Here is a 16,434-nt window from a genome sequence, read left to right as displayed (position 1 = left end):
CGCGCGGCCCGGAGACGGAGGACGCCTCCGCCGACCCCGGCGAACAGGGCAGGATGAAGGACCCGCGCGATGGCGGGGCGTGCCGCCGGTGCCGCGAGTCCGCCCGGAAAGGTCGTCCCGGGCGCGAGAGGTTCACGAGGCCAGGTCTCTGATATCAGGGACCTGGCCGCCGGTTTTTCCACCGGCACCGCCACCGGTCCCGGCACTGGCCCCGCCACTGGCCGCCGCCGCGCTGCCGCTCCCACCGCGATCGTGCGGGCCGTCCTCGTCCGCGGGCCGTCGGCGACGATCGTCGCTCACGATGAGAAGGGCTCTCCTTTCCGGTCCGTGACGCACTCGTCCGGATGGCGCAAGTGTTATCGCTCTCACCAGCCGCCGTCAAGGAAGACGCCGCGCGGAGATGAATGTTGCGCATCCGTCGTGGCGGCAGCCCGCGTGTATCGCAACGGGCCTGACCTGCGGTTGAGGACGGCATCGGGGCCGGGCGGCGCGTCCGGGCCGGAGCCCGGGGCTTGACACGGTCAACGGCACGCTCTAGACCCTGATGTTACCGATAACTCCTACAGGGCGTCGCCGATCCCGGGACGCCGAACGGCTGGGAGCGCCGCTTCCGCGCGCCTCCGTCGTTTCCGCCTTCACGCCCCCAACGAGGAGAAGAACGATGCACGACTTACCCGTTCACCCGGCGGCAGGGCGGCGACGGTCGCCGGGCGCCGTCGCGCCGCGCCTGCTGATGAGCCTGCTCACGGCGCTCGTCACGCTGGCGGCCACCGCGCTCACCTGGACGGCGCCGGCCTCCGCGGCCCCCGCGCCGCTGGTGAGCGCCGCCTCCGGCCGGTGTCTCGACGTGAAGGGCAACGTCGACACGCTCGGCACCGCGCTGGACATCTGGGACTGCAACGGCCAGGCCAACCAGGGCTTCGAGTTCACCTCGGCCGGCGAACTGCGCACGATGAACGGCACCCGCTGCGTGGACGCCTACAACAACCAGACCTCGCCGGGCACCCAGGTGATCATCTGGTCCTGCAACGGTCAGGCCAACCAGAGGTGGCGGCACAACTCCGACGGGTCGATCGCCGGGACGCAGTCGGGCCTGTGCCTCGACGTGGACCACGCGGGCACCGCCAACGGCACCGCCGTCATCCTGTGGACCTGCAACGGGCAGAGCAACCAGAAGTGGGGCGGCGGCACGACCGGCGGCGGCAGCGCCCTCGTGGTCGACGCGAGCAGCGTCGTACGACCGGTCACCCGCGTCGGGTCGGGCACCCTCTACGGCCTGTCCGACGCGAACACCCCGCCGGTGTCGATGATGCAGCCGCTGAAGCTGCACCAGCTCCGGCAGCCGCCGCCGCTGCACGAGCACCGGCCGAACGGCTCCCCGGTCCCGATCGGCGACACGCTGAACATCTGGCGGAACGGCGCCGCCGTCGGCGCGGTGATCACCGTCGACATGGCGGACAGCTTCGACGGCTTCCCCTACAACTGGACCAACTGGAACGACTGGTACAGCCGGATCGACAAGATGATCGCGGCGGCGAAGTCGGCGGGCGTCAGCAACATCGACGCCTGGGAGCCGTGGAACGAGCCGGACTGGACCTGGCCGTCGGCGTCGGGCGTCTCCTTCAACGAGGGGTGGGTGCGGACCTACCAGCGGATCCGGCAGAGCGAGCCGAACAAGGCCATCATGGGCCCGAGCTACTCATACCTGGACCTCAACCGGATGCGGTCCTTCCTCACCAACGCGAAGGCCACGAACACCCTGCCCGAGGTGGTGTCGTGGCACGAGCTGAGCGGATGGCAGCAGGTCACCGCCAACGTCCGGGCCTACCGCGCGCTGGAGCGGGAGCTGGGCATCTCGCCGCGGCCCATCTCCATCAACGAGTACGCCACGACCGGCGAGATCGACGTGCCGAGCAGCGTGAACCACTACGTCGCGCAGTTCGAGCGTGAGGGCGTGCGCGACGCCGAGCGGGCGTTCTGGTACGAGGCGGGGACGCTCAACGGCCTGCTGTACAACGGCCAGCCGACCGCGTCGTACTGGATGTACAAGTGGTACGCCGACCAGACCGGCAACGTCGTCAAGGTGACCCCCACCACGTACAACGACGGCGTGGCCGCCTACGACGGCAGGACGTTCAGCCTGGTCTTCGCCGGTCAGGCGGGCAACAACACGATTCGCGTCGACGGGATCGGCGGGCTGGGCTCCTCGGTCACGGCGACCCTTGACTACGTTCCGGGCTCGGGACGCAAGACGAACGTGTCGGCGGCGACCCGGGTGTGGTCGAACGCCTACAGCGTCACCAATGGCAGCGTCACGATCCCGATCGCCAACCAGGACGCCAACGGCGCCTACCGGCTGGTCCTGACGCCCAGGTGACGGGCGAGGAGGCCCACCGGGCGCCCGGTGGGCCTCCTCTTTCCCGTACGCCTATTCCCGGACCAGGTGGAGCAGGGCACTCGCGTAGTCGCCGGGAGCCAGATCGGGGAACAGGCCATGGGTGAGCAGGACGGCCCCGTGGTGGACCTCTCCGGTGGCCGTGTCGCGGTAGCGCCCGTCCGGGTCGAGGGCGCGCAGCGGGATCCCCGGATCGGGGTGGCCGAACCGGCGGCCCCGGCGGTGGACGAGCACGGCGGCCTCGCCGCCGTCGGCGGCGAGATACTGCACGGCCGACAGCTCGCCGCCCGGCGGCAGCAGGCGGTACTGCCGGCCGTGCTGGACCAGTGGGCGGATCCGCTTGTAGTCGGCGACCAGTTCGGCCGCGCGGTCCAGATCGGCCCGGCTCCACTCGGTCAGGGCGCCGCCGATCGCGAGCACCCCGGCCATGGCCACGTGGAAACGGAAGTCGAGCGGGATCTCCCGGCCGGTGTAGGGGTTGGGGCTGTCGGTGACCCACGCGCCCATCACCCGGGCCGGGTAGAGCTGCGAGAAGCCGTGCTGGATGTCCAGCCGGTCGAGGGCGTCGGTGTTGTCCGACGTCCACACCTGGTCGGTGCGCCGCAGGATGCCGAGGTCCACCCGGCCGCCGCCGCTGCTGCACGATTCGATCCGTACGTGCGGGTGGGCGGCGCGCAGCCGGTCGAGCACGTCGTACAGGGTGCGCACATGGCCCAGCCACAGCCGCTCGTCCGGGCCGGCCTCGGTGAAGGGGCGGTTCATGTCCCACTTGAGGAAGTCGATGGCGTTCTTGGCCAGCAGCTCGTCCAGCGTCCGGAACAGCCAGTCGCCGACCTCCGGCCGGGACAGGTCGAGCACGAGCTGGTTGCGGTGCTCGGTGCGCCGCCGGTGCGGCCGGTGGATCACCCAGTCGGGATGGGCGCGGTAGAGGTCGCTGTCGGGGTTGACCATCTCCGGCTCCACCCACAGCCCGAACCGCATGCCCAGCTCGTGCACCCGGTCAATCAGCGGCCCGAGCCCGTCGGGGAAGCGGTGCGGGTTGGGATACCAGTCGCCGAGCCCCGCGGCGTCGTGGGTGCGGGCGCCGAACCACCCGTCGTCCACCACGAACAGCTCCACACCCATCCGGGCGGCCGACTCCGCCAGCCGGATCTGCCCGTCCATCGAGACGTCGAAGCCCGTGGCCTCCCAGGAGTTGTAGAGCACCGGCCGGACCTCGCCGGCATGCGGCAGGACATGCCGGAGCTGGTGGTCGTGCCAGGCGCGGCTGGCCGCGCCGAAGCCGCCTTCGGTGAAAAGGCCCGCGCAGACCGGCGTCACATGTTCCTCGCCGGTGCCCAGCTCCCAGGTCACGGGGTCGTGCCCGGCCCCGGCCGACAGCGTCACCCGCTCGGTGGGAAGGCGCTGGGCGGTGAGCCGCCAGCTCCCGCTCCAGGCCAGCGCGCAGGAGTAGACCGCGCCGTGCTCCTCGCCCGCGGTGCCGTCGTCGACCATCGCCCAGGGGTTGGCCTGATGGCTGGTCACCCCCCTGCGGCTGGTCAGGACGGTCTCGCCGTACGGCAGCTCGGTGCGGTGCAGGCGGGTCTCGGCGCCCCACTGACCGCGTACGGAACCGAGCCGGTAGCCGTTCATCCGGGGGAGGACCCAGGTGGCGGAGTCCGCCCGGGCGACGGTGACGGGCTCGCCCTCGTTGCGCAGGACCAGGTGGCGCTCGATCACGTCGCCGTACAGGCGGTAGTGGCACTCCACGGTCAGCGGGTAGTGACGGTCGGCGTAGGCCAGCACCAGCTCCCGATCGGTGCGGCGTTGCCCGGTGAAGACGAGCTCCAGGTCGCGGGTGCCGTCGGCGAAGCGCACCTGTAGGCCGGCCTGCCCGTAACACATTCCCCCGGTCGCGATCAGGTCGAAGGACCCCTCCAGCGGGTCCTCCACCGGCCGGAAGCCGGGCCGCGGCAGCCGTAGCAGCAGCGAGGCCGCCTGCTCGGGGGTGAGCCGGGGACCCCAGTGCATGACGCGCGGCCGGTCGGCCTCGTCGAGGTGCAGTACGTAGGAGGAGGACGGCCCGGACAGCACCCACAGGCGGTGTTGCGAGTCGTGGTAGATCATCTCAGCCTTTCGACGGCGAAGGAGAAGACGGCATGGCATGCGGGACCGCTCCGCCCGCATGCCGCGGCGGAGGGCTGTGGAGCCGTGGGAGGTCAGGCGGACGGGGGCGCGCTGCTCTCCCGCACGATGAGTTCGGGCTCGCTCCAGGCGGGGACGGCCGGGGCGTTCTGCGGGTCCAGCCTGCGGTGCAGCAGGCCGAAGCAGGCCTGGCCGAGACCCTCGAAATCGAGCCGGACCGTGGTGAGCGCGGGGTTGAGGTAGGCCGAGGTCGGGGAGTCGTCGAAGCCGACCACGCTGAGGTCGCCGGGGATGTCCCGCCCGGCCTCGCGGGCGGCCCGCATCACGCCCAGCGCCAGGTCGTCGTTGCCGCAAAGGATCGCGGTGACCGATCGGTCCGCGAGCAGGGAGCGTACGGCGAGGTAGCCGGATCGAGGGCTCCAGCCGCCGGGCAGCGACTCGGGCAGTGGCCGGCCGGCGGCGCGCAGCGCGTCCTGCCAGCCCTGGGTGCGCTGCGGAAGCGCGCTCGTGGAGGAGGGGATGGCCACGTAGTGGACGGTCCGGTGCCCCAGGCTCAGTAGGTAGCGGGTCGCGTGCGCGGCCGCCGCCCGGTCGTCCAGCCAGATCTGCCAGGGGTCGTCCGGCCCGTCGTCGGGCCGCCGCTCGACGGCCGCCGCGACCGGGACGTCCGCGGGCAGCGCCCGCAGCGCGCGCACGCCCGCGTCGTCGAAGGCGATCACCATGACCGCCTCCCCGGGCCGGTTCAGCCGCAGGGCGATGTCGGCCTGGCCGGAGTCCCGCTCCAGCACGCTGATGCCCACGAAGAACCCGGCCGTCCTCGCCGCCTCCTCCATGCCGCGCAGCGTGGCGGCGGCGCCCCACAGGGCGGTGTCTGAGGTGAGGACGGTGACCGAGCGGACCGGCCCTCCGGCCAGCGCCTGGGCCAGCCGGTTGGGCCGGTAGCCGAGCTCGGCGATGACCTGGAGGACCTTGGCCCGGGTCGTCTCGCTGACCCGGGCCTTGCCGTTGATGACGCGGCTGACGGTCTGCTGGGAGACACCGGCCACCCGGGCGACGTCCCAGATGCTCGCCGACCGCGCGCGAGGAGCGTCCTGGGCAGGCATGTGACCGGTAACTTCCATGAGTCAGACCTTACTTGATGGCGGCGTTGGCCTCGGTGGTGATCTTCTGGGCGGCGTCCTGCGGCGACAGCTGGCCCAGCCAGACCTGGTTGAAGATGTCGAGCGCCTTGACGTTGTAGACGTCGGCCGCCTCGGTCAGCGGGTAGCCCATCGTGGTGCCCTCGGCGGCCTTCTTGAAGCCGGTGACGTCGACGCCCTTGGCCTTCCACGCGTCGGCGAAGACGTCGTTGAGCGAGGGGATGCCCGGCCAGACGGCGCCCGCCTGGGCGACGGCCTTCTGATGGCGTTCGGACGTCAGCCACTTGAGCAGCTCCCACGCTTCCTTCGGGTGCTTGGTGCCGGCGTAGACGGCCTCGGTCAGGCCGTTGTAGACGCTGCCCTTGCCGACCGGGCCCGCGGGGAGGTCGGCGACGCCGAAAGCGCCGCCCGGCAGCGCGGTGTCGAACGCGCGCAGCATCCAGCTTCCGTCCATCGCGGCGGCCGCCTCGCCGCGCCCGACCACCTGGTCGAGGGACGGGCCGTTGGGCGGGTTGGTGACCGTGGCAGGCACCGCGACGTGGTACTTCAGCCGCAGGTCCTGGACGAACTGGACGGCCTGCACGCAGGCCGGCTGGTCGATGGTCCACCGGCCCCACGGCTTGTCCTGGAGAGTGCAGCCGTTCTGCAGGGCGAAGTTCCACCAGTCCTGCTGACCGGTGGGCGCCTGCATGGCCAGGCCGTACTGCTTGACCTTCTTGGGGTCGAAGCCGGCCTCGTCGGCGTGCTTGCCGTTCTCGTCGACCGTCAGTTTCTGCAGCGTCTTGACGAAGGTCCCGCCGTCGGCGGGGTTCCAGGTGAGGCCGTCGAGGTCGGCGGGGGTGAGCCCGGCCTCCTTGAGGGCCTTGGTGCTGTAGAAGAGCCCGATGGTGTCCCAGTCCTTGGGCAGGCCGTAGACCTTGCCGTTCACCTTCCAGCCCTCGGCGAGCTTGGGGTCGTAGATCGAGGTGTCCACCTTGTCCTGGGCGATGAGCGGCGCCAGGTCGGTGAGCACGCCCTCCTTGCTGAACTTGGGGAAGTAGGAGACGTGGTCCCAGAACACGTCGGGGGCCGAACGGCCGGCGAGCTGGGTCTGCAGCTTGCTCCAGTAGTCGTTCCAGTTGTTCAGCTCGATCTGCACCTTGATGGCCGGGTGGGCCTTCTCGAACTCGCGGATCGACTGCTCGATCGGGGGCTTCTGCACCTCGTCCCACATGGCGTACCGGAGGGTGACGGTGCCGCCGGTGGAGTCCGAGTCGTCTGCGCCGCCGCACGCGGCCAGGGACAGCAGGGCCGCCGTCGCAACTCCGGTTATGACGATTTTTCTGGACATATACGTATGCCCTTCTCTCTGCGCGGGGGGTGGTTACTTCAGTCCGGTGAGGGCGATCGAACGGACGATGTGCCGCTGGAACAGCAGGAAGATCACGACCAGCGGCAGCAGCGCGAGGGCGGCGGCCGCCAGGATCAGGTGGTACTGGGAGGAGTGCTGGCCCTTCAGCGCCGAGATGCCGAGCGTGACCACCCGGATCGCGTCGCCGTTCGTGACGATCAGCGGCCACAGCAGCGTGTTCCAGGTCGTGATGAACGTGATGGTCGCGAGGGTGGCCAGGATCGGCCGGCTCAGCGGGAGCAGCACCCGGACGAGCACGGTCAGCGTGCCCGCGCCGTCGATGCGCGCGGCCGACTCCAGGTCCACGGGAATCGTGCGGAAGTACTGCCGCACGAGGAAGATCCCGTACGGCGTGCCGAAGGCGGTGGGCAGGATGAGCCCGAGATAGGTGTCGATCAGCCCGAACTCCCGCATGATCAGGAAGAGCGGGACCAGGGTGACGATCTGCGGCACCATCATCGTCGCGAGGTAGCCCCAGAACAGCGCGTCGCGGCCGGGGAACGACATCCTGCCGAAGGCGTAGGCGGCCATCGTGCTGAACACGACCTGGCCGGCCGTGACGGCCCCGGCGTAGACCAGCGAGTGCATCAGGAAGCCGGCCATGTCGTAGTCCGACCAGACCTGGGCGAAGTTGTCGAACGTGACGGGGAGGGCAGGCTCCCAGGCGGGCGTGGTGAGCACCTGCGCGGGTTCCTTGAACGCCGAGTTCAGCGTCATCAGGTAGGGCGCGACCGAGACCACGGCGCCCGCGAAGAGCACGAGATACAGCGCGATCCTCTTCATCCGCATCCTCCTCGTCCACGTCCTCTTCAATTGGGTCCTCTTCATCGGGTCCTCAGGAGAAGTCGTAGACGGTGCGCTTGCGGAAATAGAGGAACTGCACCGCGGTGACCAGCAGGATCAGCGCGAACAGCACCATCGCCAGCGCCGAGGCGTAGCCGGACCGGAAGAGCTGGAACCCCTGCTGGTAGATGTGGAAGTTCAGCACGTCGGTGGCGCCGCCCGGACCGCCCTGGGTCATCACGAAGACCGTGTCGAAGATCTGGAACGACCCGATCATGTTCGTCACCAGTACGAAGAACAGAGACGGCCGCAGCAGCGGCAGAGTGATCATGAAGAACCGCTGCACCGGCGTGGTGCCGTCGATCGCCGCGGCCTCGTACAGCGTGTGCGGGATCGCCTGCAGCCCGGCCAGCAGGATCAGCATCGTGTAGCCGGTGTACTGCCAGACGTTCACCGAGGCGATCACCGGCATGGCCCAGGCGGGGTCGGTGAGCCAGTTCGGGCCGTCGATGCCCACCGTGCCCAGCAGCTGGTTGACCACGCCGTATCTCGGGTCGAACACCCAGGACCAGATGATGCCGAGCGCCACCGGCATGGCCATCCAGGGCAGCACGAAGACCACCCGGAGCACCTTGCCGCCGCGCATCCGCCGGTTCAGCGCCACCGCCAGCAGCAGCGCCAGCACGGTCTGCGCCGGGATGTTGAGCACCACGTAGTAGATCGTGTTGAGCACGGCCCGCCACACCTCGGGATCGGCGGCCAGCTCGCGGTAGTTGTCCAGCCCGACGAACGACGGCGCGCCCATCAGGTTCCAGTCGAACAGGCTCAGCGCCGCCACACCGAAGATGGGCGCCACCAGGAAGAGCAGGAAGCCGACGAGGCTCGGCGCGAGCAGGGCGTACGCCTCGGCGACGACGCGAACCCGCGCCGCGAGCCGGTGCTCCACCCGGCGGTGCCCCTGCTGGGATCGGTCGTAGCTGATGTTATCGATCACATTCTCTCTCCACAAGCCACCAGGGACCCGGAGGATTCCGTTGATGCAGAGAAGAGTTATCGATAACATCGCAGCCGTCAAGTGCCTTCGATCCGCGACGAGCACGCGATGTGCCTGGAAAGCCAGTCCGCCCGGCCAGTTCGCCCGGCCAGACCGCCCGCCAGACCGTGCGGGCGTGATCCCCGCGTCGCCGTGGGGAGGCCGGGCGGGTCAGGACGAGGGGCCGGGGGAGTCAGGACGAGGGGCCGGGCCCGTCGAGTCGCGGACGCTGAGGGTCGTCGCGAGCTGGAGATGCCGGGAGGCGGGCTGGACGCCGTCCGCCATGCCGAGGACGGTCTCGACGGCCATCCGGCCCATGCCGACGAGAGGCTGCCGGACGGACGTGAGCCGGGGCGTGGTCCACTCGGTCTGCGGCGTGTCGTCGAACCCGGTGACCGACAGCTCGCCGGGGACGGCGATGTGCAGCTCCTTGGCCGCGGCGAGGACGCCGACGGCGATCTCGTCGTTGCCCGCGACGACGGCGGTCGGCCGTTCGTCCAGCGAGAGGATGTCACGAGCGTGCCGGAGTCCCGCCTCGACGGAGAACGCCTCATGGCGGATCAGCGCGCGGTCCGGCGTGAGGCCGGCCGAGTCGAGCGCGGCCTGGTATCCGTGGAAACGCTCCACCGAGGGGGCGGAGCCCAGCGGGCCGCCGATCCAGGCGATCCTGCGGTGGCCGAGCCTGATGACGTGCTCGGCCGCCGAGCGGCCGCCCGCCCAGTTGGTGGCGCCGATGCTGACGACACGTGATTCGGTCGTATCGATCGGGTCGATCGTCACGGCGGGCACCTCGAGATCCTCCGCGGCGTGGAGCACCGCGTCGGGCACGGCGACGGCGAGCGCGATGACACCGGCGACACCGGACGCCTTCTGCTCCTCCATCCAGGCGCGGGCCGCCGTACGGTTCGTGCTGATCGGCTCGCCGGGCGGCAGGCGAAGGAGGAGCTCGGCCCGCGCGGAGGTCGCGGCCACGAGTATTCCCTGGAGCACCGTCCCGGCATAACGGGACTCCACGAAGTCGAGCAGGGTGACGAGGGCCCGGTCCCGGGTCCGCTCGTGACGCGCCGTCGTCGGCCTGTAGCCGATCTCGGCCATGACCCCGAGGACAAGCTCCCGTGTCTTCGGCCCCACGTCGCCGCGCCCGTTGAGGACCTTCGACGCGGTCGTGGGGGAGACACCGGCCAGCCGGGCGACATCCGCCAGGGTGGCTCGCTCGGAACGACCTCGCCGTGGCATCAGGGCTCCTTCCGGGCTACGAAACTCTTTCGGAACCTAGCACGGGCCTGACCGCCACGTGCCGGCAGGCGTTCGCCCTTGTTCATCCGTTGACACCGGGCGGACCCACCACCTACTGTCCTGCCGACGTCGAACGAATCGCGAAATACTTTCGAACCTCTCCTTCCCGCCATGCCGTGCTCACCGGGGTTCCCGGCCTGCAGCGGAACCGGCGGCCGGCCCTGTCGCCGCGCGCCGTCACGGGCCGGGTGCGCTCCACCGCCGGCCATCTCCCACCCGCATCCCACCCGCGTCCCACCCGCAGACCATTCGTGAAGAGAAGTGAGGCATGACGAGCGACGCTAGGGCCGATTCCCCGCTGACGATCGACGGCAAGCGGTGCGACGACAGCGCGTTCCCGCACGTCTGGAGCAGGTGCATCGGCGCCGGACGGGCGAACGAGGCGCTGCGCGCGGACTGGCAACGGCAGTTCGCCGACGTCGTCGAGGCATGCGGAGTCCGGTACATCCGCTTCCACGGCGTCTTCCACGACGACATGTTCGTGTACCGGGAGAGCTACGGCGGTGGGTTCGGGCCGGACGCCCCTCTCGCCGAGCCCGTGTACACGTTCAGCTACGTGGACAAGGTGTTCGACTTCATCCTGGACTGTGGTGTCCGTCCGTTCGTCGAGCTGGGTTTCATGCCGCGCGAGCTGGCGACGGTGACGGAGACGCTGTTCTGGTGGGGCGCGCACGGCAGTCCGCCCAAGGACATGGCGCGCTGGGTCGAGCTGGTCACGAGGTCGGTCGAGCACTGGATCGACCGCTACGGCCTCGACGAGGTGCGGGAGTGGCGCTTCGAGGTGTGGAACGAGCCGAACCTGGTTCCCCACTTCTGGACCGGGACGAAGACCGAGTACTTCGAGCTCTACGAGCAGACCGTGACGGCGATCAAGAACATCGATCCCGCGTTGAAGGTGGGCGGGCCCGCGACGAGCGTCTTCGTGCCCGACGACCGCTACAAGGGCGAGGTCGAGGACCGCGTCGCGACGCACGAGACGGCCGCCGCCTCCGACGTGGACGCGCTCGACTGGCGCCCGGTGTGGATCGAGGACTTCATCGCCTGGTGCGCGGAGCGCGGACTTCCGATCGACTTCGTCTCGACGCACACCTATCCCACCGACTTCGCGTTCGCCGCCGACGGCGAGGCGGTGCACATCACCCGGTACGCCGACGCTACGTTCGACGACCTGACGCTGCTGCGCGAGCTGGTGGGCAGCAGTGCGTACCCGGACGCGGAGATCCACATCACGGAGTGGTCGACGTCGCCGTCATCGCGTGACTTCATCCACGACACGGTGTTCGCGGCGACCTCCATCACGCGGTCGTATCTGCAGTGCGCCACCCTCGCCGACTCGATCTCCTACTGGACCTTCACGGACGTCTTCGAGGAGGGGGGCGCCGGCATCGGGCCGTTCCACGGCGGCTTCGGCCTCGTGAACGAGGGGGGCGTGCACAAGCCCACGTTCCACGCCTTCACGATGCTGGAACGGCTCGGTGACCGGCTGCTCCTCGCGACCTCCGACGGAGTCGTGACCCGCGACAGCCGGACGTCGGCGGTGTCGGCGGTGTTCTTCAACTACCCCGACGACATGGGCATGAAGGGTCTCCGGGCGCAGAACTCGTATGAGGGGACACGCGCGCTGGCCGAGATGGGGCCGAGCCGGAGGATCCGGCACTCGATCGGGGGACTGGAGCCGGGCAGTGCGTTCCTCGTCGAGATCGTGGACTGGGAGCACGGGAACGTCGCCGAGGCCTGGTATCGGCTCGGGTCGCCGCTCAATCCGTCCCGGGCCGAGAGCGAGCACCTGAGCAAGGTCGCCGACTCGCTCCTCCGGTTCACGCTGACCGTGCCCGGGACCGGTGTGCTCGATCTCGACGTCGAACTCGCGCCGTGGGCGGTGATGTCGTTGCGGCAGCCGGCATGACCGCACGGCTGCCTTCCCACAGGTGACGCACTGTGGTATCGGTTACATCATATGAATTACATATGTGCTGGAGCGTATACTGGCCTGGTGAAGATCCTCCTGGAGGCCCAGTGACTGCCGCGTCCTCTCATTCCGGTCCGACCGGGAGCACCTCCCACGCCTCGCTGGAGCCGCCCAGCTACCGACGCCCCAGGCGCCTGGGCGACACAGTCGTCACGCATCTGGTCGACCGCGTCGTGTCGGGCGCCTATCCCGTCGACACCGTACTCCCGACCGAGCCCGAGCTGTGCCGTGAGTTCGGCGTCTCCCGCACCGTGGTGCGCGAGTCGATCAAGCTGCTGGAGGCGAAGGGCCTGGTCAAGGCGACGCCGGGCCGGGGGACCCGGGTTCTCGAGCCGATCGGCTGGAACCTGCTGGACCCCCTCGTCCTCGAGGCGCAGATCCGGCACGACAGCAACCTGTCCATCCTCGACGACCTCATCAACGTCCGGGCGGCGCTCGAGTGCGACATGGCGGCGCAGTGCGCCCGCGTGATCACACCGGATCAGGCCGAGGCGCTGAAGAAGCAGGCGAACGTCCTCGCGGAGAGCCTGCACGACCCGGAACGCTACGGCAGGGAGGACGTCGCCTTCCATGAGATGATCATGCTGGCCTCCGGCAACCGTCTCGGTCACGCGATCATCCACGGCATCCATGCCAAGGCACGGCTGTCGAGCCGGTACAACGGCGACCCGAGCAGGGAGGAGCACCTCCAGTCGCTCGCCGAGCACCGGCAGATCGAGTCGATGATCCTCCAGGGAGACGCTCAGGGCGCCGCGGCCGCGATGCGCGTCCACATAGTGGGTTCGTGGGCCAGGCGCCGCCCCGGCGTACGCGGAGCGATGGGCCAGGAGTCCGGCTCCTGAGGGCCCGCCGTCGTGGCGCCGGCCGCAGGCCAGCGCCACGACGGCGGGCGGCGCTCACGCGCCGCCCACCGCCACCACCTGCGGCCGGGGCCGGGGTGTCAGGGTTGGTGCGTGCGCACGGCCGCGGCCGGGATCAGGCCTTCGGCGATCAGGTCGCTCCAGAGCCCGGCGGGGATGTCGGTCTCGAACCGCCGGAGGTTCTCGTCCACCTCGTCTGGTGAGCGCATGCCGACGGCGATCGCGGAGACCGCGGGGTGCAGCAGGGGGAAGGCCAGCGCGGCGGCGGGGAGTTCGACGCCGTGATCCTCACAGACCGTCGCGATGCGCTCGGCGCGCCCGATCACATCCGCGTCGGGGGCGCGATACTCGTACGTCGAGCCGGGTGCGGGGCGGGCGGTGGACAGCAGGCCGGTGGCGAAGACGCCGACGGCCACCACGGCGACACCGAAACGATGGGCCGGCGCGAGCACCGAGTCGAGCGCGGTGTGGTCGAGCAGCGAGTAGCGGTTCGCCAGCATGATCACGTCGACGAGCCCGTCCTCGATGACCCCGGCGAGCCCGGTGGTGGAGTTCGTCCCGATGCCGATGGCCTTCACGACGCCGCCGGCCTTCAGCCGCGCCAGCGCCGCGAGCCCCTCCCCGGTCGCGCCCTCCCACGCCTGGTCGGGATCGTGCAGGTAGAGGATGTCCACCGACTCGAGTCCGAGGCGCTCCAGGCTCTCCCGGAGCGAGCGTTCGACGCCCGCCGCCGAGAAGTCCCACTGCCGGGTGAGGTCACCGGGAACCGCGAACCCGTCGTCGTCCCGTTCCCGGGGCCGGGGGTTGGGCACGATCAGGCGGCCGACCTTGGTGGACAGGACGAACTCGTCGCGAGGGCGGCGGCGCAACTCGGCGCCGATGCGGCGCTCGGAGAGCCCGAGGCCGTAGTGCGGCGCGGTGTCGAAGTAGCGGATGCCGCGATCCCACGCCCGGCGCATCGTCACGGCGGCCTCGTCGTCGGTCATGGGACGGGCGAAGTTGCCGAGCGGCGATCCGCCGAGGCCGAGGACGCCCTGCCTCGACCGCCCCCGCGTCAGCAGCTCCGCGACCTGCGCCGTCATGCGCCGAGCCGATAGAAGGCCGACGCGGTGCCGGACATGACCGCCTGGCGCTCCGCCGGGCTGAGCTCGCCGATCAGCTCGTCCACCGCTCCTCGCCACGCGACCGGGCCGCATCCCAGCTCGGCGAGCGGCCAGTCGGAGCCGTACATGAGCCGCTGCGGGCCGAAGGCCTCCAGCGCCACGCCGACCACGCGGCGCAGGCGGGCTGCGTCGCCGCCGCTCACCAGCCCGGCCAGCCCGGAGATCTTCGCGCAGGTGTTCGGCCGGGCGGCGAGCTCGCGCAGGCCGGCCTCCCAGCGGCCGTCGTCGTCCGCTTCGGCGATTCCGCCGAGGTGGTCGACGACGAAGCGCACGCCGGGATGCGCGGCCGCGACGGTCGCGGCCAGCGGCAGCTGCCACGACCGCACCACCAGGTCGAAGCCGAGGCCGGCGGCGGCCAGCCGGTCGAGCGCCGCTCCCACGTCGGGCCGCCCGAGCCAGTCGGGATCGGGGTCGACATGGACTAGGTGACGGATCCCGACCAGCCTCCGGCGCGCCGCGGCGTCGAGCTCGCCGAGCTGGGCCGCGACGTCACCTGTGAGGTCGGCCCAGCCGACCACGCCCGCGACGCGCGGGCCCGGCTGCGTCAGCAGCCGCCTCGTCTCGGCGGCGCTGTTGCTCGACTGCACGACGACGGCGACGTCCACGCCGGTCGAGTCGAGCATCCGCTCGAGGTCGCCGTGCGCGAAGTCTCTGTCGATCGCCGCCATCGTCACCGGGTCGATCCACGGCTGCGGATCGGTGGCCCGGTTCCAGAGGTGCACGTGCGCGTCGACGGAACTGATCACGACAGATGCCAGACTTCGTCGATGGGCTGCCACAGGGCGCCGGGATCGCGTTCCTCGACGATGCGCACCTGGCAGGGGTCGGTGTGCGTCCACCACTCGCGCGACACCGGGTCCTCGGCGATGCGGGCCATGTCGGCCTCGTGGTCGTCGCCGACGTACTCGTAGTAGGCGAACAACATGTCGCCGACGATGAAGATCGAGTAGTTCGTGACGTTCGCGTCGCGCAGGGTCTGCTCGACCTGCGGCCAGACGTTGCGATGCAGTTCGAGGTACTCCTCCCGGCGCTCGGGCCGGACGCCGACGACGAGGGCGTGACGCTCCACGCGGGGCTGGGCGCTCACGACCTCACCCGCTCTCCGGCGGACGCGCCGATGCGGTCGTCCCCGTGGGAATCCGGGATGAGGCGCAGGCCGGCCCGCTTGGGGCGGACATGGGGCCCGTCGATCGCGGCCGGCGGATCCGCGGCCCGCACGGCGTGGATGTGATCCTCGTCCACCCGGATGCCGAGGCCCGGTTCGTCGCCGAGGACGATCCCGCCGTCCTCGAATTCCTGGTCGACGTGGAGTCCGATGGGGGCCGACAGATCCTGGACCTCGAAGGCCAGGTGGTTCGGCACGGCCACGGCGGCGTGCGCCACCGGGTTGGTGTGGTAGGCCACCGGGCTCACGGGCAGGTCACGGCTGTGCGCGACCGCGGCCACCCGCAGGAAGTGCGTGATGCCCCACACGTTGCCCACCTGGACGATGTCGACGGCGTCGGCGTCCAGGAGCGGCCGGTACTGCTCAAGGCCGGTGAGGTTCTCTCCGGTCGCCACGCCGGCGCGGATGCCCTGCCGGACCGAGGCGAGCCCGGCCGCGTCCCACCTGCGCACCGGCTCCTCCACCCAGGCGAGGTCCACCGACCGCTCCAGTGCCGTGAGATAGCGCACGGCCTGCGAGCGGTTCCACGACTCGTTGGCGTCGAGCATGAGGGCGGGTTCGGCCGAGTTGCGGGCGAAGACGTCCCGCAGCGCCTGCAGCCGGCGCAGGTCGTGATCGAAGCTCCGGCCGCCCTTGAGCTTGGCGGCGCTGAAGCCCCGGTCCGCGAAGCGCTCGTAGAGGCGTACGAGGGCGTCGTCGTCGAGGGCGATGTCCAGCCCGGAGGCGTAGCCCGGAACGAACCGGTCACGACCGCCGAGAGTGCGCCAGAGCGGCTCATCGGCCGCCTTGGCCTTGAGGTCCCAGAGCGCCATGTCGATCGCACCGATCGCGCCGAAGGTGGCGCCGGAGTGGCCGGTCTTGAAGACCCGGTCGAGCATCCGGTCGTAGAGCGAGGAGACGGCCCGCGGGTCCTCGCCCTCGACGGCGCCGAAGACGCGGTCGATGTCGCCGTGCGCTCCGAGCCCGACGCCCTCGAGACCGCTGTCGGTCTCGAGGATCAGCACATGCACATCGGTGCGCGGCTCGGGCATGACGCCGTTGGCGTCGCCGATCAGCCGGCCCCAGTCGTGCCCAGTGGTCAGGCTGCGATAGCCGGTGACCTTCACGGTTGCTCCTT

13 protein-coding genes are annotated in these 16,434 nt (G+C 70.5%); 3 read left to right on the top strand and 10 right to left on the bottom strand.

Annotation, left to right across the window (positions count from 1 at the left end):
• Nucleotides 1-661: 661 nt before the first annotated feature.
• Complete coding sequence (locus ACGFIB_RS33930) at nucleotides 662-2,377, top strand: lectin (protein ID WP_393377349.1); 1,716 nt, start codon at nucleotides 662-664, stop codon at nucleotides 2,375-2,377.
• Nucleotides 2,378-2,428: 51 nt separating this feature from the next.
• Here ACGFIB_RS33930 and ACGFIB_RS33925 read toward each other — a convergent pair whose 3' ends face one another.
• The 6 genes from ACGFIB_RS33925 to ACGFIB_RS33900 form a co-directional block, all read right to left on the bottom strand.
• Complete coding sequence (locus tag ACGFIB_RS33925) at nucleotides 2,429-4,501, bottom strand: alpha-galactosidase (protein WP_393377346.1); 2,073 nt, start codon at nucleotides 4,499-4,501, stop codon at nucleotides 2,429-2,431.
• A gap of 92 nt (nucleotides 4,502-4,593) precedes the next feature.
• A complete protein-coding gene (locus ACGFIB_RS33920) occupies nucleotides 4,594-5,640 on the bottom strand; it encodes a LacI family DNA-binding transcriptional regulator (protein ID WP_393377344.1) in 1,047 nt (348 codons plus the stop codon).
• A 10-nt stretch (nucleotides 5,641-5,650) separates the two neighbouring features.
• Complete coding sequence (locus ACGFIB_RS33915) at nucleotides 5,651-6,988, bottom strand: ABC transporter substrate-binding protein (protein WP_393377341.1); 1,338 nt, start codon at nucleotides 6,986-6,988, stop codon at nucleotides 5,651-5,653.
• Between the two features lie 33 nt (nucleotides 6,989-7,021).
• The gene (locus tag ACGFIB_RS33910) at nucleotides 7,022-7,831 is read right to left on the bottom strand and encodes a carbohydrate ABC transporter permease (RefSeq protein ID WP_357252592.1); all 810 of its coding nucleotides are present in this window, start codon (nucleotides 7,829-7,831) and stop codon (nucleotides 7,022-7,024) included.
• Nucleotides 7,832-7,883: 52 nt separating this feature from the next.
• On the bottom strand, nucleotides 7,884-8,825 hold the full coding sequence (locus ACGFIB_RS33905) for a carbohydrate ABC transporter permease (RefSeq protein WP_393377338.1): 942 nt from the start codon (nucleotides 8,823-8,825) through the stop codon (nucleotides 7,884-7,886).
• A 210-nt stretch (nucleotides 8,826-9,035) separates the two neighbouring features.
• Complete coding sequence (locus ACGFIB_RS33900; RefSeq protein ID WP_393377335.1) at nucleotides 9,036-10,100, bottom strand: LacI family DNA-binding transcriptional regulator; 1,065 nt, start codon at nucleotides 10,098-10,100, stop codon at nucleotides 9,036-9,038.
• Between the two features lie 328 nt (nucleotides 10,101-10,428).
• On the opposite strand from ACGFIB_RS33900, the gene ACGFIB_RS33895 reads away from it, so the two are divergent.
• Both ACGFIB_RS33895 and ACGFIB_RS33890 read left to right on the top strand, forming a co-directional pair.
• Nucleotides 10,429-12,066: a GH39 family glycosyl hydrolase gene (locus ACGFIB_RS33895; RefSeq protein WP_393377333.1), complete on the top strand. Its 1,638-nt coding sequence runs from the start codon at nucleotides 10,429-10,431 to the stop codon at nucleotides 12,064-12,066.
• 110 nt (nucleotides 12,067-12,176) lie between these two features.
• Nucleotides 12,177-12,971: a FadR/GntR family transcriptional regulator gene (locus ACGFIB_RS33890; RefSeq protein WP_167748506.1), complete on the top strand. Its 795-nt coding sequence runs from the start codon at nucleotides 12,177-12,179 to the stop codon at nucleotides 12,969-12,971.
• 98 nt (nucleotides 12,972-13,069) lie between these two features.
• Here the strand turns inward: ACGFIB_RS33890 and ACGFIB_RS33885 are convergent, their stop codons facing one another.
• From ACGFIB_RS33885 to ACGFIB_RS33870, 4 genes are read right to left on the bottom strand one after another with little or no spacing between them, the layout of a single operon-like run.
• Entirely contained in the window at nucleotides 13,070-14,071 is a 1,002-nt protein-coding gene (locus ACGFIB_RS33885; protein ID WP_393377330.1) for an aldo/keto reductase, read from the bottom strand.
• Entirely contained in the window at nucleotides 14,068-14,898 is an 831-nt protein-coding gene (locus ACGFIB_RS33880; RefSeq protein WP_393377328.1) for an amidohydrolase family protein, read from the bottom strand. The genes ACGFIB_RS33885 and ACGFIB_RS33880 overlap by 4 nt, the downstream gene beginning before the upstream one ends.
• On the bottom strand, nucleotides 14,895-15,239 hold the full coding sequence (locus tag ACGFIB_RS33875; protein WP_142576068.1) for an L-rhamnose mutarotase: 345 nt from the start codon (nucleotides 15,237-15,239) through the stop codon (nucleotides 14,895-14,897). The genes ACGFIB_RS33880 and ACGFIB_RS33875 overlap by 4 nt, the downstream gene beginning before the upstream one ends.
• On the bottom strand, nucleotides 15,236-16,423 hold the full coding sequence (locus tag ACGFIB_RS33870; protein ID WP_357267099.1) for a mandelate racemase/muconate lactonizing enzyme family protein: 1,188 nt from the start codon (nucleotides 16,421-16,423) through the stop codon (nucleotides 15,236-15,238). The genes ACGFIB_RS33875 and ACGFIB_RS33870 overlap by 4 nt, the downstream gene beginning before the upstream one ends.
• Nucleotides 16,424-16,434 lie beyond the last annotated feature (11 nt).

This window comes from Microbispora bryophytorum, from assembly GCF_043197435.1.
GTDB classification, from domain to species: Bacteria; Actinomycetota; Actinomycetes; order Streptosporangiales; family Streptosporangiaceae; genus Microbispora; species Microbispora bryophytorum.
The sequence above is the reverse complement of the archived record's forward strand: the minus strand, read 5'-3'. Positions and strand labels throughout refer to the sequence as shown.

Bases quoted from the DNA above. Each gene is read 5' to 3' on its own strand.
- ACGFIB_RS33930 (WP_393377349.1), top strand. From the start codon at position 662: ATGCACGACTTACCCGTTCACCCGGCGGCAGGGCGGCGACGGTCGCCG.
- ACGFIB_RS33925 (WP_393377346.1), bottom strand. From the start codon at position 4,501: ATGATCTACCACGACTCGCAACACCGCCTGTGGGTGCTGTCCGGGCCG.
- ACGFIB_RS33920 (WP_393377344.1), bottom strand. From the start codon at position 5,640: ATGGAAGTTACCGGTCACATGCCTGCCCAGGACGCTCCTCGCGCGCGG.
- ACGFIB_RS33915 (WP_393377341.1), bottom strand. From the start codon at position 6,988: ATGTCCAGAAAAATCGTCATAACCGGAGTTGCGACGGCGGCCCTGCTG.
- ACGFIB_RS33910 (WP_357252592.1), bottom strand. From the start codon at position 7,831: ATGAAGAGGATCGCGCTGTATCTCGTGCTCTTCGCGGGCGCCGTGGTC.
- ACGFIB_RS33900 (WP_393377335.1), bottom strand. From the start codon at position 10,100: ATGCCACGGCGAGGTCGTTCCGAGCGAGCCACCCTGGCGGATGTCGCC.
- ACGFIB_RS33895 (WP_393377333.1), top strand. From the start codon at position 10,429: ATGACGAGCGACGCTAGGGCCGATTCCCCGCTGACGATCGACGGCAAG.
- ACGFIB_RS33885 (WP_393377330.1), bottom strand. From the start codon at position 14,071: ATGACGGCGCAGGTCGCGGAGCTGCTGACGCGGGGGCGGTCGAGGCAG.